At 50.6% G+C, this 23,663-nt stretch carries 14 protein-coding genes; 7 read left to right on the top strand and 7 right to left on the bottom strand.

The features are described 5' to 3' along the window. Positions 1-1,347 carry a cation:proton antiporter gene (locus tag H142_RS0100740; RefSeq protein WP_017930179.1) on the bottom strand — a complete coding sequence of 449 codons (1,347 nt, stop codon included), beginning with the start codon at positions 1,345-1,347 and terminating at the stop codon, positions 1-3. Between the two features lie 181 nt (positions 1,348-1,528). On the opposite strand from H142_RS0100740, the gene H142_RS0100730 reads away from it, so the two are divergent. The 4 genes from H142_RS0100730 to H142_RS0100715 all read left to right on the top strand — a co-directional run bounded on the left by H142_RS0100730 (position 1,529) and on the right by H142_RS0100715 (position 6,758). Continuing rightward, positions 1,529-1,939 carry a TerB family tellurite resistance protein gene (locus H142_RS0100730; protein WP_169331782.1) on the top strand — a complete coding sequence of 137 codons (411 nt, stop codon included), beginning with the start codon at positions 1,529-1,531 and terminating at the stop codon, positions 1,937-1,939. Between the two features lie 91 nt (positions 1,940-2,030). Next, complete coding sequence (locus H142_RS0100725) at positions 2,031-2,366, top strand: hypothetical protein (RefSeq protein WP_017930176.1); 336 nt, start codon at positions 2,031-2,033, stop codon at positions 2,364-2,366. Between the two features lie 3 nt (positions 2,367-2,369). Then, positions 2,370-3,008 (top strand): LysE family translocator, encoded by a 639-nt coding sequence (locus tag H142_RS13795; RefSeq protein WP_017930175.1) that lies wholly within the window; start codon positions 2,370-2,372, stop codon positions 3,006-3,008. 282 nt (positions 3,009-3,290) lie between these two features. After that, entirely contained in the window at positions 3,291-6,758 is a 3,468-nt protein-coding gene (locus H142_RS0100715) for a P-loop NTPase fold protein (RefSeq protein WP_017930174.1), read from the top strand. Between the two features lie 115 nt (positions 6,759-6,873). On the opposite strand, the gene typA is transcribed toward H142_RS0100715, so the two are convergent. Then, complete coding sequence (typA, locus tag H142_RS0100710) at positions 6,874-8,748, bottom strand: translational GTPase TypA (protein WP_017930173.1); 1,875 nt, start codon at positions 8,746-8,748, stop codon at positions 6,874-6,876. A gap of 113 nt (positions 8,749-8,861) precedes the next feature. After that, positions 8,862-10,094, bottom strand: coding sequence for an endo-1,4-beta-xylanase (locus H142_RS0100705; protein WP_017930172.1), 1,233 nt, complete (start codon positions 10,092-10,094; stop codon positions 8,862-8,864). 116 nt (positions 10,095-10,210) lie between these two features. Between H142_RS0100705 and pepN the strand changes: the two genes are divergently transcribed. From pepN to H142_RS16005, 3 genes are all read left to right on the top strand, one after another. Continuing rightward, on the top strand, positions 10,211-12,823 hold the full coding sequence (pepN, locus tag H142_RS0100700; protein WP_017930171.1) for an aminopeptidase N: 2,613 nt from the start codon (positions 10,211-10,213) through the stop codon (positions 12,821-12,823). A gap of 26 nt (positions 12,824-12,849) precedes the next feature. Beyond that, positions 12,850-13,578 (top strand): EAL domain-containing protein, encoded by a 729-nt coding sequence (locus H142_RS0100695; RefSeq protein WP_017930170.1) that lies wholly within the window; start codon positions 12,850-12,852, stop codon positions 13,576-13,578. A gap of 452 nt (positions 13,579-14,030) precedes the next feature. After that, positions 14,031-16,523, top strand: a complete 2,493-nt coding sequence (locus H142_RS16005; protein WP_233341528.1) for a PAS domain-containing sensor histidine kinase — start codon at positions 14,031-14,033, stop codon at positions 16,521-16,523. A 240-nt stretch (positions 16,524-16,763) separates the two neighbouring features. Here the strand turns inward: H142_RS16005 and H142_RS13785 are convergent, their stop codons facing one another. The 4 genes from H142_RS13785 to H142_RS0100670 all read right to left on the bottom strand — a co-directional run bounded on the left by H142_RS13785 (position 16,764) and on the right by H142_RS0100670 (position 23,620). Beyond that, positions 16,764-18,251: a glycosyltransferase family protein gene (locus H142_RS13785; protein ID WP_017930168.1), complete on the bottom strand. Its 1,488-nt coding sequence runs from the start codon at positions 18,249-18,251 to the stop codon at positions 16,764-16,766. 503 nt (positions 18,252-18,754) lie between these two features. Next, positions 18,755-21,451: a bifunctional [glutamine synthetase] adenylyltransferase/[glutamine synthetase]-adenylyl-L-tyrosine phosphorylase gene (locus H142_RS13780; RefSeq protein ID WP_017930167.1), complete on the bottom strand. Its 2,697-nt coding sequence runs from the start codon at positions 21,449-21,451 to the stop codon at positions 18,755-18,757. Positions 21,452-21,513: 62 nt separating this feature from the next. Beyond that, entirely contained in the window at positions 21,514-22,926 is a 1,413-nt protein-coding gene (locus H142_RS0100675) for a sensor histidine kinase (protein WP_017930166.1), read from the bottom strand. A gap of 22 nt (positions 22,927-22,948) precedes the next feature. Continuing rightward, positions 22,949-23,620 (bottom strand): response regulator transcription factor, encoded by a 672-nt coding sequence (locus H142_RS0100670; RefSeq protein WP_026147672.1) that lies wholly within the window; start codon positions 23,618-23,620, stop codon positions 22,949-22,951. Positions 23,621-23,663 lie beyond the last annotated feature (43 nt).

Raw genomic sequence — 23,663 nt, 5'->3', positions numbered from 1 at the left:
CTAATGCCCGTCCTTGCCTTTTGCCGCCGCAGCGTCGAAGAGGTCCGGCTTGACCGTTTTTTCTATGACGCGTTTGATAGTCAGGCCTTGAACGATTACAGAGAATATCACGACGCCATAAGTCACGGTAAGAATGAGCGGTTTGTACTCATTATTGGGTAGAGACAAAGCGAGGGCTACGCTGATCCCGCCGCGTACGCCGCCCCATGTCAACACCGGCACCGCCCCTTTGGTAAAGTCGCGAAATGCGCCAACGAGTTTCATCGGGACATAGACTGCGCAGAGGCGGGCAAGCAGAACCAGCGGTATCGCGAGCAGCGCCAGCAAAGCATAATCCGGCGCAAGGCCGATGACCAGAAACTCCAGACCGATCAGCAGGAACAGTACGGAATTGAGGATTTCATCCACCATTTCCCAGAAACTGAATAAGGCGGTTTTGGTCTGCTCACTCATCGCAAAGGCCGCGCCTTTATTGCCGATCATCAGCCCCGCAACGACAACGGCGATAGGGCCAGACAAATGATGGCTGAGGATTTCGATACGCTGCGCCACTGCATATGTCCCAGCCACCAACGCCAGACTGATCAGCACTTCAACGGCGTGTTCATCAATACGCTTCATCATTTTATAGCCGATCCAGCCCATCAAAAATCCGAGCGCGGCCCCGCCTATGGCGTCGACAACGAAGAGTTCAACAATATCAAAGAGGCCGATTCCGCCGGGCCCGGATGCGGCCGCAGACGCGTGAGAGGCATCCGCCCCGCCAGTCCCGACAGCAATGGCCAGAATGATTGTAAAAACGACAACACCGACCCCGTCATTAAACAAGCTCTCACCTGCTATTTTTGTCTCCAGCTTTTCTGGAAGCTGCACAGTTTTTAAAATGGACAGCACGGCGACAGGATCGGTCGGGCTGATTAGCGCGCCGAACACCAGCGCCCAGATAAAGGGTAAATTTATACCGAAGAGTTGCGCCAGCGCCCAAGTCCCGCCGCCGACAATGAAGGTCGAGAGCAATATGCCAATCGTCGCCATCGCCGCGATGACCCATTTGGCATCACGCAATTTGTCAAAATCGACGTGCAGCGCCCCTGCAAAGAGCAGAAAGCCGAGCATGCCTTTCATCAGGGTTTCATTAAAATCAATTTGGAGAAGCACGCCTTCAAGGCTGTCGGTAATAGAGATGCCCGGCGCAAAGTGTTCCACGGCAATTAAGACGAATGACGCGATGAGCGCCATTAATAAAAGCCCGATCGTGTGCGGCAGCTTAATATAGGCGTGATTGATCCAGCCAAATAAAGCCGACAAAGATAATAAGAGAGCAGCGATTTCAAATACAGACAGCATAGGTCCCCCGGGGCAATTTACATGCTGTTCTGGCCTATGACTGCGCGCAGGTAAAGCGGTAGCCTGCGCGTCACAGCAAAAAACTGAATGGCCGTTTCCAAGCGCGCCATACCCTTCAGAGTGCTTGAATGAAGCGGTCCCGGCTCTTATACAAATGGGTGTGACATGGGGAGAGATATCCTTGCCGGGTAAAATCAAAGACTGGATGAACGTCCTGCGCATTCTGGCGATTACCGTCATTATTGACGGCCGGGAGCGCGAGGCGGAGCTACTGGCCTTTACCGAATACGCGCAGGGCCTCGCCCCGCTGGCGGGATATGATCCGCCTAACGCCGATTGGCTGGCCGACTGGTATGGCGCGCAGCGGCCTGAAATTATTGCCGAAATTAAAGGCCGCGGAAAAAATACCGTCATATTAAAGGCTTTTGCCAGCGTCACCGACCCCGCCCTGCGCGAAGCCGTGTTCGACGCCATTATCCACATCGCCGTCAGCGATAAAGATTATCACGCCTCTGAGTCCGATTATATCCGCTCGGCTGCGGCGATATGGGGCTTTAGGCCGCCATTTATCAAAACAGGCCCGACAGAGTAGGCCGCGCAATTATCTTTCACTCTAAGCGATTATCTGACATGATTTTAGAGTGCCTATTGTAAACTGCCACGGTAAATTAGGATAAAATATTATGCGCGCTGGATTTTATATCGCCTTCGTCTTGGTCATTTACGCCGCCATTCTGGCATGGGGCATTCACAGCATGGACAGCCTTGGCGCGGAATGGGCCAAGTTCAAAGACATGGCCAATGACCGCACAGCGCTGATGGTCTTCGCCGATCTTTATGCCGGGTTTTTAATTCTCGCCGGATGGATTATTTACCGTGACGGGTTTGGCCTCAAAGCTGTCCTCATTATCGCGCTGATGCTGGTGCTCGGCAATATTGTCCCGCTCCTCTATATTCTGTTTCTGCTGATCCAAACGCGCGGCGATGTCTGGCAGACCCTGTTGGGGCGGCGCACCTAATCCATGGATGTTGCGTTATTTTGGGGGTTGTTGGCCTTCACCGCCTCCGGATCCATCACGCCCGGACCGAATAATCTGATCTTGATGAGCCAGGGCGTCACCTTTGGATTTCGCCGCTGTATTCCCTATATTTTTGGCGTTGCGGCCGGGTTTGGCACGCTACTGCTCGCCGCCTGTCTCGGCCTTGGCGCAGTGGTGCAGGCCCTGCCTGCCCTGCTCCCGATTATATCCATTATCGGTGCGCTTTGGCTAATGGGGCTGGCTTGGGGTTATGTTAAGCCCGCAGCCAAGTCCATGGAAGGGACGAAGGCCAAACCCGCCCCGACCCGTCCGCTCGGATTTATTGAGGCGACTTTGTTTCAATGGGTCAATCCCAAGGGGCTCGTCTTTGCCTTTGGCGCTGCGGCAAGCTTTACCGGACTGGCGGAGAGTTTCTGGCTGCGCACCGCGATCATTATCGCCGTCTTTATAGCCACGGGGTTTATTGGCAATGCGCTCTGGGCCGGGATGGGCGGAACCATAAACCGCATCCTCGCAGGCCAAAAAACCGGCCGCGCCCTGAACCTGTTTCTCGGCGCGGTGATATTTGCAACCGCACTCTTCGTGCTGTGGATTGGACTGAAGCCGCTGCTTGCAGGGTGATGTGACGCGTGGGTTAAAGTGGGGAAAGTGGTGTCTGATATGTGGGTGTAGCGGGCCTTTATGAGAAGACCTCACTTAGATGTTAATTTCTCCATAATAAGCTCTTAGCTCTAATCTGTACTCGGCTCCTCATGGACGTAGTTCTGATTAAGATATTGGGCGGTGAGTTTCAAAAGTTCAATGTTTAAATTCGTTCAAGACTTGTAACCAACCAAGTCGTACTTATCTGTAGTTGCGAATGTTTTTATTTAAAGTGTCTTGAAATATAGCCCGGGGGGCATCGTGAAGAAAAGTGATGAAAACGAGTTCCAGCTCGCCAAGAGAGTTTCAGACTTGCCGGCTGAAAGCGACTTCTTCTCGGGCGCCGGACACACGCGAACCGCCAATGCTCTAGCTAATGGACTAATTGAATTAGCAAATGAAGATGGCGCTATCGGTTTAGAGGGAGATTGGGGTAGCGGTAAGTCCACCGTAATTAAACTTGCTAAAGCTTTCATCGACTCTAAATCATCCAATTCCTTTGACTATCGGTTTTTTGAATTTGACTTGTGGATCCATCAAACAGACGACTTCAAGAGAGCTTTTTTGATCTCATTCCTAAATTGGTTGAATGACGAGGCGCTAATTAGCAATTCTAGCTTTAAGGAATTCAACGACAAAATTAGAAGTCGAAAGACTGTTACGACGACTCAAGATCGTGCTGCATTTTCAAATACTGCAAAGTGCTTGTTTGTAGCAATTTTGATTACTCCATTGTTCCTGGTATTAACACGGTGGCAACTAGCTGCAGAAGGAGGCCTGAATTGGTGGCTTTTAGCACCGTTCCTTTTTCTCTCTATCTCACCGTTAATTGTCGCTCTATTTTCAGTGGGTTATCATTATGTGAAAGCCCAAAATGATGCTGGTTCAGCGGTGATGTCTTTGATTAAGGGACAAGCAAAAGAAACCACACGCAAACAATTCATTAGAGATGAAAACCCGACCTCCACTGAATTTCGTCAAACCTTTAACGAAATTCTTGCCAAGGTAAAACATGGTAAGAACCAAAAAGAAAAGCGCTTTGTTATCGTTTTGGACAATATTGATAGACTGCCCGAAGATAATATACCCGACGTATGGGCTGAATTAAGAACTTTCTACGCCTATTCGACGAGCAGCCCAACTTCGTCAGATCATCCTATCACTGTAATTGTTCCATATGATAAAAAACATATCCTCAATTGCTTAGTTAATCCCCGCAGTGATGATTCAGGGAATGCAGAACTTGGCCCCCATAATGAGGACATATTTCACAAGACTTTCATGTCTACATATCGGGTCTCAGCTCCTGTAATATCCGATGTAAAATCTTTCTTTGTATCTCAAATTGAAGACGCATTTGGAAAGCAAATTTCTGAGGATGACGCTGTAAAAATATATCAACTGTTCAATCATTGGATGCTAATGAACAAAAGAAAGGAATCCCCAAGACTAATCAAGTCCTTCATAAATGAATTGGTCACTCTTTGGAATACTAGAGGGAACGGTGATATTCCAATCATGGCGATTGCTCTATATTCTCTTAGACGTGGTGCAATAGAGGGGAATTCTGAGCTTCTCAAAAAGTCTGCATATGGTGATAAGTTCACCAGCCGCCATCTATCAGACATAGATTGGCCTAAATTTGTCGCTGCGTTACATTTCAATGTTGAGCCAGACTTGGCTTATCAAGCGCTTCTCGGCGACGAAATTCGCAACAGTTTGTTTAGAGAAGACAGTAGTGCTCTTGTCGATATGGAAGGGCATCCTGGCTTTATTGCACAATTGCTCGCTACAGTGGATGAGTCGATAGGTTCCTTAGACAATAGAACCGACTTACCAATATTAAGAGGTTTAATGCAAGTTAAGGAGCTGACCGTATTAAGTGATCATGAGAAAAATAATATTCTAGGAGCATTTGTAAATCACGTTTCAAGTCTGAGTCAAAAAGATCCTATAAGTGACGTGGCGGAATTATTGGAAGGCCTTCTGTATCCACTGGAGCATTTTGGTGCGATCTATCCAAGCAAAGCGACTTCATACGCGTTCTTAGTTCAGGCGTATTTGCAGGAATTGCTGCAAAATCATGAAGCCACTGAAGATGAAGAAAATCATACATATGGCCGTCAATGGTTTACAGTTTACAGCAAATTTTTGCAAACAGTCGAAGAGCACGCAACTGAGAGCACTTTAGAAACTATAAAAGAAAAAGAGATAAAATGGCCGACACCAGAACATATATTTGGAATGGCCTCCATAAAGAGTGAAATGCTTTCCACTCCAATTGAAGATCTAAACATACCGCTAGAAGCTAAGCTCAACACGCCCTTTGAGAGCCGTATTGAGAAAAGCGCCGAGCAACTTAATCAATTCACGCTAAGATTTGGACGCTCGTTACCGTCAACAACGTCAAGTGTGTTTACTAAATTAATCGCGGAGCACTTAAATACTGATGCTTTGGAAGATGCAGAAAATGCCTTAAATCTGACAAAAGCTTTACTAAACTTAGTTGAAAACTACTTTGTAAAAACTCACTGGAAAATTCTTGATGATAGTGGGGTGGTCTATCGACTTTATTCTATTGCAGTAAAGACCAAAGACTTCGAAACTGCAGCCAAGTTACGATTCCATCAAACGGAGAGTTTTGGTGGTGATATTCAAAACGTGACTGTATCTACCCACCCGCATCTTGGCGCAATGGTTGAGGATTGTTCTCTATTTAACGATAGAACCAATAACAATCATCAGGATATTGAAAAGGAAGTTAGTATTTACTCAAAGCTTACTTCGAACAATGGCTCCATGAATTCCACAGCAGACCTTGCTATTGAACTCAAAGAACCAAATAATTTCTATCAAGAGGTTTTTAAACATGGAGTAGCTACACCCGGAGGCCTTGGTGCATTAGTTATCAAAGATATAGGCATTAAATTCGATGCATACACTGAACTATTGGGTGAAGAGTTGTCTTTGGAGTTGTTGAAGAAATTTGCGGGCTATTCCGAATATTTCGCAGAGCGCTACCCGGCTAAGAGTAGTGTGAGTTTGCCAGAAAACTTTGTCCGTAAGATAAAACAGTTACACCCTTCCAAAATGGATGAAATACCGAAAATTATTGCAAGTCATATCAACACTATTGAAAAGGATGGTTGGGTTGCGTCTCTTCTCAGCGAGGATGAGATCGCAAAGTCTGCCCTTCTTTTGCTAGAATTGGGCTATCCTCATGGAGTAAAAACCCTAGCACTTCGACCAGCGCTACTAGATGTCACTAAGCAAATTATTGATAAAGGTTTTGCTCCATCGACGCTCAAATTTAAGTGGCCGAATTTTCCACTATTAATGAAGGAAAAAAGTAGAGCTTCTTGGACACAGGATGTTGTAAAATACCTAGGAGCAAGAGACACGTTGTCGAATGCTGAATTGGTGAACCTTTTTGCTTTGTATCAGCACGAAGATTTTTCTTTTCCGCTAGAGGCGCATCCGAAAGTGGCTATACTTAAGTTCGCATTGCCTCTGCTCTCATCAGACTCTGAAGAATCTTCGAGTTTACTAACCCAATACAAAGATCAACTGATCAAGGCGTACAATCTATCGGATCAATCTGTAAAAGATGAACTCATAGAAAACCTAGATCAAGAAAATGAAACTCATCTCAAAGTTGGTTCATGGATGGGAATTGAGTTCGATACGAAGGACACTAAAAAAGAAGACGTTAATGAAGCTGATAATTAAGGCATATTGCCATTTTAGCGAGATGTCTCTGAACTTACCAGAATTGGGGGGAGTCGTCGCTAACATCTCCTTTTGGGAAAAAATACCCACCTCACCAACAAGCGCTTACCTCCCCCTACGCGCTGTTCGCCTCCAGCGCGTCAGCCTTGCGGCTTTCTTTTTTGCGGGCATTTTCAGTTAGGTAGCGCTTGCGGATGCGGATGCTCTCGGGCGTGACTTCGACCAGCTCATCATCATTGATAAATTCAAGCGCGCTCTCCAGCGTGATTTGAATGGGCGTCGTTAGCGTGACGGCTTCATCATTGCCCGAGGCGCGCATATTGGTCAGCTGTTTGCCTTTGAGGACGTTGACGACCAAATCATTATCGCGGGCGTTAATGCCAACAATCATGCCTTCATAAACTTCTTCGGCGTGACCGATAAACATGCGTCCGCGATCCTGTAGATTCCAAATCGCAAAGGCCAGCGCCTTGCCGGTTTCTTTGGAAATCAGAACGCCTTTTTGGCGGCGGCCAATGCCGGCGGATTTTGTGCGCGGGGCATATTTATCAAAATTGTGATACATCAGACCGGAGCCTGAGGAGAGCGTCATGAATTCGGACCGAAAGCCAATCAGGCCGCGCGTTGGAATTTCATAGTCAATACGCACGCGGCCTTTGCCGTCCGGAACCATGTCCGTCATCATGCCTTTGCGCTCACCGAGTTTCTCCATAATGGAGCCTTGGTGATCTTCTTCGACATCAATGGTCAGCGCCTCGTAAGGCTCGCATAATTCGCCATCAATTGTCTTATTAATCACCTGCGGGCGGGAGATGGCCAGCTCGAAGCCTTCGCGGCGCATGTTCTCGATCAGGATGGACAAGTGAAGCTCGCCGCGGCCGGAGACGCGGAATTTATCAGCCTCGTCCAATTGCTCGACGCGCAGCGCCACATTATGGATCAGTTCTTTTTCCAGACGGTCTTTGATATTGCGCGAGGTCACATATTTACCTTCGCGGCCCGCAAAGGGGCTGTCATTGACCTGAAATGTCATGGAGATCGTCGGCTCGTCCACAGAGAGCGGCGGCAGCATATCCACATGATCCGGGTCGACAATCATGTCGGAAATCCCCAGCTTGTCGATACCCGTAAAGGCAACGATATCGCCGGCCTGAACGCTGTCCATTTCGATACGCTCAAGACCCATAAAGCCGTAGGGCTGCAAGACTTTAGCGCGGCGCTGTTTGCCATCCGGCGCAGCGACGATAACCTGCTGATTGCGGTTAATGGATCCGCGCACAACGCGGCCAATCCCGATCACGCCGGTATAGCTGTTATAATCCAGCGCGGAGACTTGGAGCTGCAACGGGCCTGACGGATCAACATCGGGGACAGGCGTGTGCTCGACGATGGTTTGGAACAGATCGCCCATATCTTCGCCGGTTGTCGCCGTGCTGTCCATGCTGGCCCAGCCATTGAGCGCAGAGGCAAAGACTGTCGGGAAATCCATTTGCTCTTCGTCTGCGCCAAGGCGGTCAAACAAATCAAATGTCTGGTCAACGGCCCAATCCGGACGCGCGCCATTGCGGTCGACTTTGTTGACGACGACGATGGGCTTCAGACCCTGGGCCAAAGCTTTTTTGGTCACAAATGTGGTTTGCGGCATCGGCCCTTCAACGGCGTCGACCAAAAGCACAACGGAGTCGACCATAGACAGGACGCGCTCGACCTCTCCGCCAAAGTCAGCATGTCCCGGTGTGTCGACGATATTGATGCGCCATTCCTGGCCTGATTTATCAGTCCATTTAATCGCGGTGTTTTTCGCCAGAATTGTAATGCCGCGCTCTTTTTCAATGTCATTGCTGTCCATGACGCGTTCTTCACGCTCGCCGCGCTCATCCAGCGTGCCCGATTGACGGAGCAATTTGTCGACAAGCGTGGTTTTACCGTGGTCAACATGGGCTACAATGGCAACATTGCGTAAGAATTTGATAGGCGTCGCATCGGACATAATAAGGCTCTGGTCTAGCAGGAGGATTTGCTGGCCGCCTTACGCCATAAGGCGCGAATGTCTAGTTATTTTAGCGGTTAGAGCCGCCTCTCCTCCCGCCGCTTTGAAGGCGGCTAGCGCGCCAGCGCGTTGATGAGCGATTTTGCAACGGCCTGGCGCAGGGCTTTGGGCCGCAATTGATCGTCATATAGCGCGGGACGTTTGAGCGCCGCATCGCTGCGCGGCCACCATTCGCGAAGCCAGCTATGATGATCCGCCATGCCCCACATCAAGACGTCTTTGACCTGTTGGTAGCTGAGCATCATGTCAAGAAACGCCCCGCCATAACTGGCCATTTGCAGGTCGCGCACATCAGGATCCGCCACCAAATCCGTATCGTTCACATCAAATTCTGATACAATCAAATTGTATCCCATACCGACAATCTCATCAAGAAATCTCGTAAACTCCGCCCTCTGCGGATCGGTATAGCCTTTGCCGTCCCCGGTCGTGCGCCCGGTATGATTTTGCGTGCTCAGATGGCCCTGCACGCCAAAGGCATCAATCGGAACATCGCGGTTTTTAAAGCCCTCTAGCAATCGCAAAACGCCTGCGATATGCGCCTCATTATTAGGCTCCCATATCATATAGTCGTTATAGACCAATTCAGCATGTGGGGCATGCTCACGGGCGCTACGGAAGGCAAAGTCGACCACGTCCGGTCCGTATTTTTGCGTAAATATAGTCTCGCGCGGATGTCCTGTGGCCGGATCAATCGTCTCGTTGACAACGTCCCAGCTATAGATTTTTGTCCCGTAATGCCCCGTCAGATCTTTGATATATCCATCAAGCCATTTTGCCATGCCAGCGCGGCTATCCTTGCCAAAATCATAGGCGCTGACCCAATCGGGCGTAAAATCCATACGGTTCCATAGCAGCACATGGCCGCGCATATCCATGCCGTTTTCTATGGCAAAATCGACAATGGCGTCGCCGCGCGCAAATGTCATCGGCTCCGGTCCGCCGCCTAATGTGGAGTATAATTTATGCTCATTTTCTGCCACGAGAACATTGCATTCGCGTTTGATAAGCGCCCCGTAAGCGTCGTCATCCAGTCCGCTGGACTCGCCATGACCGATGGCTGTGCCAAAGCGCAGGCCTTTCTGCGCGGCCAGTGTTTTAAGCGGCGTGTCGATGACAGGAAACTCTGCAAACACTGCGGGCGCGCCGCTCTCAGCGATGTCCGCAGCGTCGACTTTCGGCCCTGATGTGTCCGCCCGCTTTGTGTCCGCCCCTTGAGAACACCCGGCCAGCCATGCGGCCCCGCCGGCCAATTGCGCAAAATGTCTGCGCGAAAACCTATTCATGATATTCTCCCCATTTTCTATAGATTACTCTGACGCGTGATGAAGTAAAGTCTGTCTTCCCTCTTGCCATCGCCGTTTTAATTCCCGAACACAGAGCAAACTAAGATGAGAGATTTATGCGCACCGACACAGCCCCTACTCCGACCCGCCTTTCCGATTACGCGCCGTTTGATTTTAATATCGAAACGGTCGCGCTGGATTTTAATCTCGATCCGGCTAAAACGCGGGTTACGTCACAGATGAAAATGACGCGCACAGGGGCGGCAGGCGCGCCGCTTGTTCTCGACGGTGAAGATATCGATCTGATTAGTGTGGCCATAGACGGGACGGCACTAAACCGCAGTGATTACCGCCTGAACCAGACCCAGCTCATCATTAAAAATGTCCCCGACACCTTTACCCTAATGATCGAAAATACATGCGCGCCAAAAGATAACACGCAGCTCATGGGACTCTATGTCTCGGGCGGACGGTTCTTCACACAATGCGAGGCCGAAGGCTTTCGCCGTATTACCTATTTCCCGGACCGCCCGGATGTCTTGTCAACTTACCGTGTCACAGTAACGGCCGATAAAGCCGCTTATCCAACCCTGCTCTCGAATGGCAATTTGATGGAAGAAGGCGATCTGGACGGCGGGCGTCACTTCGCGGTCTGGGAGGATCCGTTTCGCAAACCGTGCTATCTTTTCGCCTTGGTTGCGGGTGAGTTTGACACGATCTCCGACAGCTTCACGACGATGAGCGGGCGCGATATTCCTCTCGATATTTATGTCGATCCGGGCGATGCTTCCCGCGCTGACTATGCCATGGATAGCCTTAAACGCTCTATGGCGTGGGACGAGAAAGCCTTTGGCCGCGAATATGATTTGGATCGGTTCATGATTGTCGCTGTGCGCGATTTTAATTTCGGCGCAATGGAAAATAAGGGACTGAATATATTCAACTCCGCGCTGCTGCTGGCCGACGCCAAACGCGCGACGGACATGAATTTTCAGCGCATTGAGAGCGTTGTCGCCCATGAATATTTTCACAACTGGACGGGCAATCGCATTACCTGCCGCGACTGGTTCCAGCTCTGCCTGAAAGAAGGCTTCACGGTTTTTCGCGATCAGGAATTTAGCGCCCATGAGCGCGGCGCGGCCTTGCAGCGTATCAAGGATGTCAAAGCGCTACGCGCACGTCAATTTCCTGAAGATGCCGGCCCGCTGGCGCATCCTGTGCGGCCGACGCAATATTTGAAAATTGATAATTTCTACACGGCGACGATTTATGAAAAAGGCGCAGAGCTTATCCGTATGCTCAAAGCGCTTCTGGGTGAAAAGCTATTTCGCAAAGGCAGCGATCATTATTTTGAAACGCTCGACGGCACAGCCGCAACAATTGAACAATTTATCGAATGTTTCGAGGCCGCCAGCGGACGTGACCTGTCACAATTTATGCTGTGGTACGAACAGGCGGGAACGCCTGTCTTGTCCATTAGAACAAAACGCGATGACAGCGCCCAAACGCTGACGGTGAGCCTAGAGCAAAAGACGTATCCGACGCCCGGACAAAGCCGAAAAGTCCCGATGATGATGCCTGTCACCATGGCCTTGATCGCTCCGGATGGCGAGGTTTACGCAGAGCAAATGATCCCTTTGAGCACGGCCAAAGACACCGTCACGCTAAGAGATATCAAACCCGGCTCTATTCTGTCCGTTAACCGCGGATTCGCTGCGCCGGTGACGGTCAATTTCGACCAGACTGCGTCCCGCCGCGCGCATATCATGGCCTATGAAACCGATTTATTCTCGCGTTGGGAAGCCGGACAGGCGCTCGCGCGCGATCTGTTAATTGCGCAAACCACAGCCATCCAAAGCGGCAAAATGCCAGCCGTTGACCCCGCGCTTCGCTATTACACAGATGCCATCCGTAAAACGCTTCAAGATAAGACAATCGATCCGGGCTTCAAAGCTTTGGCGCTGGGCATACCGATGGGCAGTGAACTTCTTCTGGCAATGGATAATGTTGATCCGATCGCGATTGCTGAAGCCGGGGACTGGCTGCGCCGCGCCATCGCCGATAACTGCCAAATTGAGCTTTCGCGTCTCTATACGGAAAACCAGAGCGACAGCGAATATGATCCCTGCGCGCAACATGCCGCGCGGCGGGCGCTGAAAAATGCCTGTCTGTCTTTGCTGGCTACGCAAGGCCGTCATGACACCAAAGCCACGGCCAAAGGACAGTTCGATACAGCCGACAATATGACGGACGAGATTTCTGCACTGATGACCCTTATGCGCAATGATGACGCCATGGGCGACGCGGCCAGCGATGTCTTTTACGAACGCTGGAAAGACGACGATTTAGTGGTTGATAAATGGTTTGCGCTGCAATCTTCACGCGCAGGCAAACAGAGCTTTGCGCAAATAGCCAGCCTGCTCGACCACGCGGCTTATCAGAGCCATAACCCAAACCGTGTTCGAGCCCTCGTCGGCGGGTTTGCCATGAGCAATCCGAAAAACTTCCACGCTTATGATGGCTCCGGCTATGCCTTTTATACGGACCGCGTGATCGAAATGGATGGCAAGAATCCGGGCGTGGCGGCGCGCCTGCTGGGGGTGTTTGAAATCTGGAAGCGGCTGGATTCCCACCGCCAAACTTTAATAAAGCATCAGCTAAACCGTGTTATTGCGGGGAAACCGTCCAAAAACGTCCTGGAAATTGCGCAAAAGGCGCTGGGGGCTTAACGGATACACTGCAAGGCAACAGCTCTATGTCCGATCCAAAAACCGCCGCCGGTTTCCGGCAACATGTTCAAGAAAAACGCTATTTTATAATGCGTCAGCCGGTCGTCGATCTGGAGACGATGCAGCCCATACATGATGAGTGGCTTGTGCGGTTCGAAGCAGATGAAGGTCTGGTGGATATGCTGCGTCCGGCAGAAATTAGCGGCGCGATCGCGACGCTCGATGTTTCTATGCTCGAACAAGCGATCCGCACGCTCAATCTGGATCGCAGGCGCCTCCCTATTGCGGTTAATCTATCCGGCGCGTCCATGCTTGAGCCGCCATTCGAAGAAGCGCTGTTTTATGCTCTGTCCAAGCAAAAAACCGCGCCTGAACGGCTTATTATCGAATTGACAGAGACATGGGATATGCGTGACCTGACGCGTGCCCAACATATTCTGTCCAGATTGTCCGCAGCGGGTCACCCTCTATGTCTGGATGATGTCGGCGCAGGCGCGGCGTCAATCCGCTATTTACGGGCCTTTGAAACGCAATGGCTCAAAATCGACGGCGACTTTGTACAGGCCGCAATGCACCGTGAGCGCGACCTCGTCATTTTGAAAAACCTTCTCAATCTACGCCAGGATCTCAATCTTAAAATTATTGCTGAAGGCGTCGAGGATCAGGCTGTAATTACATTTGTTAAATCACTGGGCTTTGATGCCGCGCAGGGCTACGCGCTCGGCACGCCGTCTCGCGAACCAATTCGCAAATAAAATGGTCTACCACAGTTTTAATCCGGCCAGAGCGCTCGACATTTGTAAGCGTTTCACCTTACTCTCAGCAGTGATTCGGGGGTTTTTGCATGACGCAAAATACAGGACGACCAACACATGGAAGACCTACGCCGCAGCCTATGCAGGCGGCGCCGCGTTCGCCTGCCCCGCAGCAATATGCTCCTCACACGCCGGCCCAGTCTCATGCCCATCACACGCCGCCCCCGCCACGTCCAGCGCAGCCCCTATCAAATAACCAATATAATCCTTCCGGACAATCTGGGCATAATTTTATTGAGAAGCGGCTATTGCCACGCGGTGAGCCGGTGTCCAGAACGGCGCAAATAGAAACACCCGCAAATAGACTCTTCACCAAACGCCTCAGCTCCGCATTTAAATCCCGCCCAAAAGCAAAACGTAATAAATTCTTATTTGCGGCAGCCATTGGCTTTTTGATTTTTTTCGTTCTGCTCGCCGGCTCAACCGTTTTGAGTACGCGCACGGCGGATCAGATTGCCGGCCTTGAGCAAAGCAAAGCTCTCATTGTCGAAAAAAGTAATAGTATTTCAGAACGTATCGGTACAGCCGTGCGATGGCAGGAAACGGCGCTTTCATTTCGCGGATCGCCATCACAAATTGTCGGCATTTCCGCGCGCGGTAATAATGTATCGGGCGTCGCGCTTATCGGCCCGGACGGCATTTCACTGTCCCACTACCCGTCAGACGCAAAAGCACTCGAAGCGGTTTCAGTCAAAAATATACCCGAAAATGGTATTCGAATCGATAGTTTCCCGGGCGTAAATGGCCGGGATGTCCCGGTTATTATTCGGCGTGCAGGTGAGAATTTTCTGATCACTCAATACGCGCCTAACAGCTTTCTCGGGACGAGCGGCGCTGCTACTGAAGCCGTCGTTTCACGCAGCGGTCAGGTGATTGACGGGACAAGTAATGTTCGCACGGGAACTTTAGCCGATATATTTGCAATCTCAGAGTCGCAGCTTTCGCGCGTCACGACAATTGAGCAAGGAGTTGGCACACGCGCTTTGCCCGGTGGCAAAGTTATGGCCGCGACCCGGATCGCAAATACAGATCTAACCTTTATCCGAAATATCGGCGCGCCAGCCGTTGGGATTAATGACAATCTGATTACTTTCCTGCTCCTCTTCGGCGGGACAACAGCCTTAATTTTTGCCTTGATGCGTCGCGCTTATGGACAGGTCGCCGATGCCAAGCAGGGACAGCTAAGCAGTGATTTATCGCAGTTACGATATCAGCGGGCTGTGGAAAGTGGTAGGGGGGGGATATTTGAAATCAATGTGCACGAAAATCTTGTTTTCCTCAACCGCTCGCTGGCTCGCTTTCTCGGTTTGACAGAAGGTGATCAGGACATGTCCATGTCCCATTTCCTATCGCTCGTCGCCACAGAAGACCGCGAGCGGGTGATCGCTTCAGGGCGTCGCGCCATAATGCAAGGCACGTTTGAAATAGATATTCGCGCCGCGCACAGGCCTGTAATACTAAAATTGCGCGGGGATATTCGGCGTTCGGGTGAGCAGTCTATTATTTGCGGTGTGGGGAGCGATATTACAGAACAACGCGGCGCGCAAAGCCGGTTGCAACTCGCCGAAGCCCGCCTTTACGACGCTTTAAATTCTATGACAAATTCTTTTGTTGTCTGGGATCGTCTGCAACGTATTTTGTTATGGAACGGAAAATTTGAAGACTTTTTTGGCTTTACGCGTGGTCAATTGAAAGTGGGGCAGGAACAGCATTTGATTGAACATATGGCCCATTCTCATATCGACGATATTTTTAAAACGGATGATGAAACCGAACCGGAGGACGTTGAGATACTGCTTAAAGACGGTCGCTGGGTGCGTTATGTAGAACGGCCTACAGCCGATGGTGGTATGGTATCTATCGGTACAGATATAACCGAAACACGGCAGCGCGAGCAGCAGCTTCGCAATAATGACGTTGCTTTACGTGATACAGTTCGGGTGCTTCGAAAATCACAGGCGCGTATTTTAGAATTGGCTGATAATTACGAGCAGGAGAAAATCCGCGCCGAAGAAGCCAGTCAGTCAAAATCCGATTTCCTCGCAAATATGAGCCATGAGCTTCGCACACCCCTTAACGCCATTAACGGTTTCTCCGATATTATGAAAAAAGAAATGTTCGGTCCTCTCGGTGATCCCCGCTATAAGGAATATATCTCTGACATACTTTTTTCCGGTCAGCATCTTCTCTCTTTGATTAATGATATTCTGGACATGTCCAAAATTGAGGCGGGTAAGATGACGCTCAATACCGACATGGTTAAAGTCGGCGATATGATCTCGCAAGTTCTCCGGATCGTCCGGGGCCGCGCGGAAGATAATAAACTTAAATTGGTCTATGAAAATGAGGGCGAAAAATCGGTCGAAGCCGATCCGCGCGCCGTCAAGCAAATCCTTCTGAACCTCATTACAAATGCGATCAAATTTACACCCGAAGGCGGTACAGTGCGTGTGGGCGTTATCGATAATCAAGCGGGCGTCATCGTTAAAGTTATGGATAGCGGCATCGGCATTTCCAAGGATGATATTAACCGTTTGGCCAAGCCGTTTGAACAAGTTGATAAGGATGCGTCTAAACAAAATGAAGGTACGGGCTTAGGTCTCGCGCTGTCCAAATCTCTGATTGAGCTTCATGGCGGTAACTTCCTGATGGAAAGCCAGCCGGGCGAAGGCACAACGGTTACATTTACACTTCCGAACACGCCGCCGGTTAAATCCGCACCTGAAAAAAATCAGGAAGTGGGTCAGGAAATTAATCGTCTTGCCCAAGATATTGCTGATGTGCTGGCCGGTAGCGATAACACGCCTAATAATGTAGCGGAGCCCGTATCTCTCTCTGCTCCCCAAAATCAAACTCAGCCAACCGCCCCGCCTCCTGCGGCATAGAGGATTCGAACCTCTGACCCCCGCGTTACGAAGGCTAATCTAGAGCGAAATATAAAGTATATAATACAGCCGATTAAGTTACCATCCGACCGGTCGTTGACATTCGACCCATACGATACCCAAAGTGTGTAGAATCTAAGTGAAGGTATTTTCCTACTGAAAGTGCTTTGGTAGGATATCAGCAGGACGACCGGCCGTTCCTTAATGACGCAGGCAGCGTGAACCTTGGAGTTTCTGCCGCTACCTAAGGGCCCTTAGGAAAACGTATTTAGACGAACTGATATATAGAAACAGAATTATTAGTAGTGTAATTAACGATGCCAGCCATCCCACTCTTTCACTTGGCATCACCTTCCTCTCCACAACATAGACACCCGGCTCAGGAGCATAAAAATTAATGACAGGCCCCTCATGCGGGATAATCTTACCATTGTGAACGATCTGCCAGATAGGGAAATCAGCGCGACCAATCATAACATCGCCTTTTGCCAAAACAGTGATGCGATCGCCACGCGAAAGGTGCTTAAAGTCGGTAAGGTCTGCAACGCGATCCACTCCGGTTATACCGTCCTTTTTTACACCAGGTGGTAAATACTCGGGAGCATCAGGACGCTTTTCATCAATAGCGCTGATGTCCATCGGTGTGCGTATTGTGAGTAACGCAGTCGTCAGAAATGCCACGCTGGGCATAATTGCGATTATCAAGCCGAACTTCAGAAGGCGCTTGTACCGCACGCCTAAAGCAATTGCGGTGACAGCCGCAAATTCAACTACCCCCAGTAACCGCCAGGGGAACTGGACCTGCGTCAATAAATCAATATTCCAGATGAAGGGAATAAGTCCGACTGATGACGCGCTTGCAATGATCGCAATTACACCCCAAAAGTTACGTGTCGAAATACCGCACATTATATAGGTAACGGCCAGAGTAGGAATTCCGATCAGGTAGCCAATTTCGAAACGGTTCCATGGGAACCACGAGCTTGGCTGATAATAGCTAGACCATAGTAAGTCAGTCGAGATATAGTCCTGCAATGCGAGAGCGGGAACTAAGTAAAAACACGATAGGCCGATGCCAAGCGCCGCGCTTATAATTCCCGGCAAAATCTTCCCCCTGTCATAATAGGCCTGATATATTGCGTAAGGGGCTATCAAGAATACCGTCGCCAATAGAGCCGAAGGGATATGTGTTAACAACAAGCACGCGTATGAAATTGCAAGAAACAAAACTCCATGCTTTTTAGGCAGATGGTCGATAGAAAGCACTATCAACGGTAGCCAGACAAACGCTGCATATTCTGCTAAGGCACCGCGAACATAGAAATTATAAAGATGGTAGGGCATGAGCATATAAGCGATTGCGCCCAGCAGTGCATGCGGTGTCCGCGCCGCAAGCCAATAATACATCGCCATGCCAGACGCCGCGCTAAACATCGCCCCAGCAAATACCACTGCCAAAAGCGGTGGAATGCCCAGAGCCGCATAAGCTCCAGCTATCCAAAATGCTAGGGGCGGATAGAAATAGAAGGTAGGGCTACCTAAACCTTCAAAGCTACCGGGAGCCCAGCGCGGGTAGTAAACATCATTTAGAAAAGAGTCTGCAAACTCGGTTGTCCAGATGAAGTTGTAAACGGCGCTGTGGCTTTTACCGTCTGGATATATCATCGCGGGCAAATGAATGAGGAAAGCCACTAAGAGAATGAAGGCAAAGATTTTGTAGTTTTTCAAATTAAACCTCGTTTGGACGCAGCCCTATATCGCCAGTGTGCTGCTTCAATTACATTTGTAGCAACCCTATCCGAAACCGCGTTATTGATGTCCATAGCCCTATGCTTGGGTTCACACAAACCTGCCGCTATTTTTAGAGCTTATTTCATTCAACAAGTCTCCGATATTACTACGCGCACTGCCACCCCCTGTTTAAGACTTTTACTGACACAAAGTCTGCGCGCAATTACCCCCGCATTTGAAAAAATATCCTGCGTGGTATGTGACATTACACCGCGCAGTTTCTATGATCAGTCTGACCGCCGCATTTTTGTTTAAGCAGCTAAAAATGGCCCTTCTACTTTCAGCCCAAAAACGTATACAAGCTACTGCAAAAAAAGAATGCCATCACCCAGTCAAAGAACGAACCACGTCATACCCACGCACACATCCACGTTTCCGGCCTTTCGCCAGCTCATCTCAAATTACTTTGCTGAAAGAATGGTGCGGCATAGAGTCCGGACTTAATACGGCCCGTATAACTCTTCGAACACTTTCAAAACATCCGCGCGGTGCTTTGCATAGCTTAACGTCAACGCCTTAAAGTCAGGCTGCCCTGTCACCTTGCATAATGTGCGTTTTAGCGCCGCGCTGTCTGCCTCGGGATCAAACACACCGCTGAGACAGACTGCAAAAACCTGACGTAAAGCTTCAAATTGATCATAGGCTGCAATTAAAGCCGTGCACTGTTCGTCACTAATATCGCCTGCCTCATGAACATCGCCAATGGCCGCGCGGACATGTCCATCAATTGCGCGGTCCGCTTTGCCCGCCTCAATCAAGCTGAGCCCTTGCGTGATAAATTCCAGATCAACACGCCCGCCTTTGACACGTTTAATATGCCAATCGTTTTTCGGCGGTTTTTCAGACCACAAACGCGCCCGCATATCACGTACATCCGTACATATTTTTTTATCGGAGCCAGCCCATTTTAAAACCTGTACAATACGCGCAGTCAGGAAAGAGGCGTAACCGTCAGACGACGCCGCCACGACCCGCGCGCGGGTCAACGTCATAAATTCCCATGTCCACGCATCTTTCGCGTAATAGCTGTCAAATGCAGCTTGGCTTACGGTGATCGGCCCGGATCCGCCACTGGGGCGCAAGGCCATATCGACATCGTATAGGGGGCCGTCTTCAGTGACTGATGTCAGGTAACGGATGAGCCGCTTGGTCATACGCGCCGCAAATTGATGTGCGCTGTCGGAGGCGGTAGACGGACGGTAAAGCACCATTAAATCAAGGTCGGATCGCGCCGACATTTCCCGGCTGCCCATTTTGCCAAGCGCGATAACCGCAAAATCCAGCCCGCCGGGCGGGGTTAGGCGTTGTGCTGCATTTTCAAATGCAAGCGGCAATAAGGTTTGCACGGCGCGGTCGGCTTGCGCTGTATAGGCCAGCGCCGCATCCGCCGGACTGACTGCACCCGTTAACAGGCCTGCCCCGGTTATAAATTGGACCTCGCCCGTCTCTAAGCGAAGTTGGCTTAGGGCCTCCTCAAGACTTGTGTCGGTTATCGCGCCCGTTTCACGCGGGCCTCGCATCGGCTCGATCAAGACATCCAGCACTTCGGGCCGATCCGATAACGTGCGCGCCAAACGCGGCGCCATAGCCAGAAGATTGATCAACATCGTTAGCGTATCGGGCTTTGCTTTAAACATTGAGAGTAGAACCACGCCGGATCGCAGGCGCGTAAAAAAATCAGAAAACCGGTAAAAGGCCTCGTCGGCCTGCCCGCTATCCCGGCAGGCCGTCATAATAAACGGGGCCAGATCCGTGAGCAGTTCTCGCGCGCGCGGCGTTCGTGTCGCGGCTATACGTCCACCCAGCCATCCTGCCATTTCTCGCCAAACGTCTTTGCCACGGGTGAAGCCGAGCGTATTTAAGGTTCGCAGCGTATCGCGCTCGGGCGCGACGCCTGTAAACATTAGGCTCCCTTCGGACAGCGCCAGAGACCTGCCGCCCGCATAGAGCGCGTCATAGGCGCTATGGACGCGCTCAAGCGTGCCGTACACTGCGTCGTCAAAATCCGCGAGGTCATTATATCCCGACATCCATGCGATCGCCGACCGCTTTTCATCATTAGCTGGCAGAACATGGTCCTGTTCATCCTCTGTCATCTGAATGCGGTGCTCGATATTGCGTAAAAAAGCGTAATCGTTTTTCATCTGTATGCAGGTTTGATCAGTAATGACGCCCGCTTGAGCCAGCGCATCCAATGTATCGTCCGTACGCGCCGTACGCAGCTGGGCGCGGCGTCCGGCATGGATAAGTTGCTGAGTCTGTGTGAAAAATTCGATAGACCGAATTCCACCCCGGCCCAGTTTGATATTATGATCCGCGGATTTAATTTTAGCGCGATCACCCTTGGACAGAATTTGCCTGGCCATAGCGGAAATATCGTCGATCGCCGCGAAGTCCAGGTTTTTGCGCCAGATATAGGGGGAGAGCACCTCGTCTATAAAGGTTTGCCCGGCGGCTTCATCACCTGCGCAAACGCGGGCTTTGATCATCGCCGCGCGCTCCCAATTTTGTCCCAAAGCCTCGTAATAGCGCTCGGCGAGAAATGTCGAAATGGCAACGCTGTTGGATCGCGGATCCGGCCGAAGACGCAGATCAACGCGAAACACATATCCCTCGCCATTGATGGTATCAATCACACGTGCGCAGCGCTGCACGAGGCGGATCATGTGCCGCTCAATGCCGCGATCCGGATCAAGACGCACAAGGTCGCGGTCATAGAAAAATATGATGTCTATATCCGAGCTGTAATTTAGCTCCCGCCCGCCATATTTACCCAAAGCCAGAACAAAAATTCCCTTTGGAACCGTCTGCAACCCCGCCTGCCGTGCAGCATATCCCAGCGTAACCTGTAATGCGGCGTCCGCAAAATCAGAGAGCATACGGGTAACCTGCTCCCACGGCCAAACTCCGGCGAGATCACATAGAGCGCATAACAGATGAATTTTATATTTCTGCGCGCGCAGGCCCGCCATTAATTCGGCTTCGACATCGCAGACTTGATAAGCGCGAACGGCGTTGAGAATCTCCTCGCTTAATGTCTCGGGCGATTTGGCGCGGATAGACTCCACAAGACCGGGCTCCAACTCAATCAATCGCGAAAGATAAGGCGCCATCTCAGCAACGCGGACCATGAACATGTCAAAGTCAGCGTAACCCAATGCCTCTAAATTTGCCCGCTCCGTAAACCGCTCCGACAAAATCAGGCTTTGTATCGGGGAAAAATAAGCTCTGAACGCAGGCCGGGCCGGCTCTCATCGGAGCCATGGCCATTGCCCAGCTCAAACGTCGCCCTGTGCAAATCCGCAACAGCTGTAACAAGTGACAAGCCCAGGCCCGAGCCTGGCTTGGAGCGCGAATCTTCAAGCCGCACAAACCGTTCTTTAACGCGTTGCCGCTGCGCCTCGGGGATGCCCGGGCCGTCATCGACAACCGCAATCGTGACGCGGCCATTTCGCGTCTTGTTCAGCTCCAGAACAATCTTTCCGCCCGGCTCGTTATATTTAATGGCGTTTTCCAAAAGATTTGAGACGGCCTGTGATAACAGCCCGCGATCAGCGAGAATGTCGTCGACTGCGTTAATCTGCGTCTCAAATTTTAGACCTGCATCTTCAAAAGACAGCTCATAAAGTTCTGCCAAGTCATCCAGCAGCGGTTTTGGATCGACCGGAACCAGTAATTCGCGGCGATCTCCCGCTTCAAGCCGCGCAATCCGCAGCACGCTGTCAAAGGTTTGCAAAAGCTCGTCGGCATTTTCCGCAGCATCGATCAAAGTTTCTCGCGCAATCGGATCATTTATTTCATTTGCCGAGGTTTCCAGCCGCGTGCGAAGGCGCGTCAGCGGACTGCGCAGGTCATGGGCAATGCTGTCTCCGGCATAACGCATGGCGCTCATCAGCGTATTAATATGATCCAGCATGCCATTGAGATGCTCGGCCAGATCATCCAACTCGTCTCCGGACTGTGTGAGCGGGGCCCGCCGGCTCCAATCTCCCCCGCGAATATCGGTAGCCAGACGGTTTAAACTATCAATGCGCCGCGCAAACCGGCCTGAGACATAAATACCCGAAGCAAGGCCCAATATCAGCGACATCATAGCGGCGATGAATAAAGCGCGCTGTAATCGCTCTGCGGTCTTGAGTTGATCCTCAACGTCTCGGCCCACAAATATAAATAACCCATTATATAAGGGCCGGAATAATCCTATTCCGCGCCGCACGCCGCTATCTTTGTCAATTTGATTTTGAGCGTCCGGCTGACGACGTAAAAATCGAACAACTTTATTTGGGTTCTTAAATTCTTCAAATATGGCCGGTTGATTTAAATTTGCTGTCTGACCGGCCGGTAATTTTAAGAAGTAGATATTCGGACCCAGAAGACGCATCCGTATAATAACTTCACGGTTAATTCCGTTTAATCCGTTTTTTTCATGCTCCGCCACCAAGACATCAAGCTCGGCTTCGATCTCTTTTTTAATCTCATTAAGCGGCGCCGTGACTGAGGCATAATAAATATAGCCCAGCACAATCACCGAAGAGGCAATAAACAAACCGGCGGCGATCAGGCTAAGCCTGAACACCGTACTTTTAATCAGTCTGGGGACACCACCGAGCATAAGCCTGTTTTGACAGACTTAATTAATGCTGCAAGCGATAACCCGCCCCGCGCACAGTGTGCAGAAGCGGGGATTCAAATTCTTTATCGATTTTGGCCCGCAAACGGGAAATATGAACGTCAATGACATTGGTCTGGGGGTCAAAGTGGTAATCCCATACTTTTTCGAGCAACATAGTCCGTGTCACAACCCGTCCGGCGTGACGCATCAAGCATTCTAGGAGACGAAATTCGCGCGGCTGTAGGAGAATATTCTGCCCTGCCCGAGTGACCGTACGGGCTAGCAGATCCATTTCAAGATCCGCGACTTTCAGCTTGGTCACAGCGGCTGTCGGATCGCTGCGCCGGCCAATGGCTTCGACTCGGGCGAGGAGTTCGGTGAAGCTATAGGGCTTGGCCAGATAATCATCGCCGCCGGCACGCAGGCCTTCGACGCGGTGATCGACTTCGCCCAGCGCGGATAAAATCAGAACCGGAGTGGCATCGCCGTCTTCACGCATGGCCGACAGAACGGACAGACCGTCGCGTTTAGGCAGCATGCGGTCTAGAATTACGGCGTCATAATCGGCGGCCTTAGCCATTTCCAGACCGATTTCTCCGTCAGGGGCCAGATCGACAACATGGCCCTCTTCCATTAATCCCTTGCGGACATATTCCGCGGCGATTTCATCATCTTCTACAACCAAAACTCTCATCGTTTTTCCTTTATCTGGCCGCATAGATTGCCGTGCAAAGACG

This window comes from Robiginitomaculum antarcticum DSM 21748 (assembly GCF_000365025.1).
GTDB lineage: Bacteria > Pseudomonadota > Alphaproteobacteria > Caulobacterales > Maricaulaceae > Robiginitomaculum > Robiginitomaculum antarcticum.
The sequence above is the reverse complement of the archived record's forward strand: the minus strand, read 5'-3'. Positions and strand labels throughout refer to the sequence as shown.

Excerpts from the sequence above, each read along its gene's own strand:
- H142_RS13795 (WP_017930175.1), top strand. The coding sequence starts at position 2,370 with ATGGATGTTGCGTTATTTTGGGGGTTGTTGGCCTTCACCGCCTCCGGA.
- H142_RS0100725 (WP_017930176.1), top strand. The coding sequence starts at position 2,031 with ATGCGCGCTGGATTTTATATCGCCTTCGTCTTGGTCATTTACGCCGCC.
- H142_RS0100740 (WP_017930179.1), bottom strand. The coding sequence starts at position 1,347 with ATGCTGTCTGTATTTGAAATCGCTGCTCTCTTATTATCTTTGTCGGCT.
- H142_RS0100670 (WP_026147672.1), bottom strand. The coding sequence starts at position 23,620 with ATGAGAGTTTTGGTTGTAGAAGATGATGAAATCGCCGCGGAATATGTC.
- H142_RS13780 (WP_017930167.1), bottom strand. The coding sequence starts at position 21,451 with ATGTTCATGGTCCGCGTTGCTGAGATGGCGCCTTATCTTTCGCGATTG.
- typA (WP_017930173.1), bottom strand. The coding sequence starts at position 8,748 with ATGTCCGATGCGACGCCTATCAAATTCTTACGCAATGTTGCCATTGTA.
- H142_RS0100675 (WP_017930166.1), bottom strand. The coding sequence starts at position 22,926 with ATGCTCGGTGGTGTCCCCAGACTGATTAAAAGTACGGTGTTCAGGCTT.
- H142_RS0100695 (WP_017930170.1), top strand. The coding sequence starts at position 12,850 with ATGTCCGATCCAAAAACCGCCGCCGGTTTCCGGCAACATGTTCAAGAA.
- pepN (WP_017930171.1), top strand. The coding sequence starts at position 10,211 with ATGCGCACCGACACAGCCCCTACTCCGACCCGCCTTTCCGATTACGCG.
- H142_RS0100705 (WP_017930172.1), bottom strand. The coding sequence starts at position 10,094 with ATGAATAGGTTTTCGCGCAGACATTTTGCGCAATTGGCCGGCGGGGCC.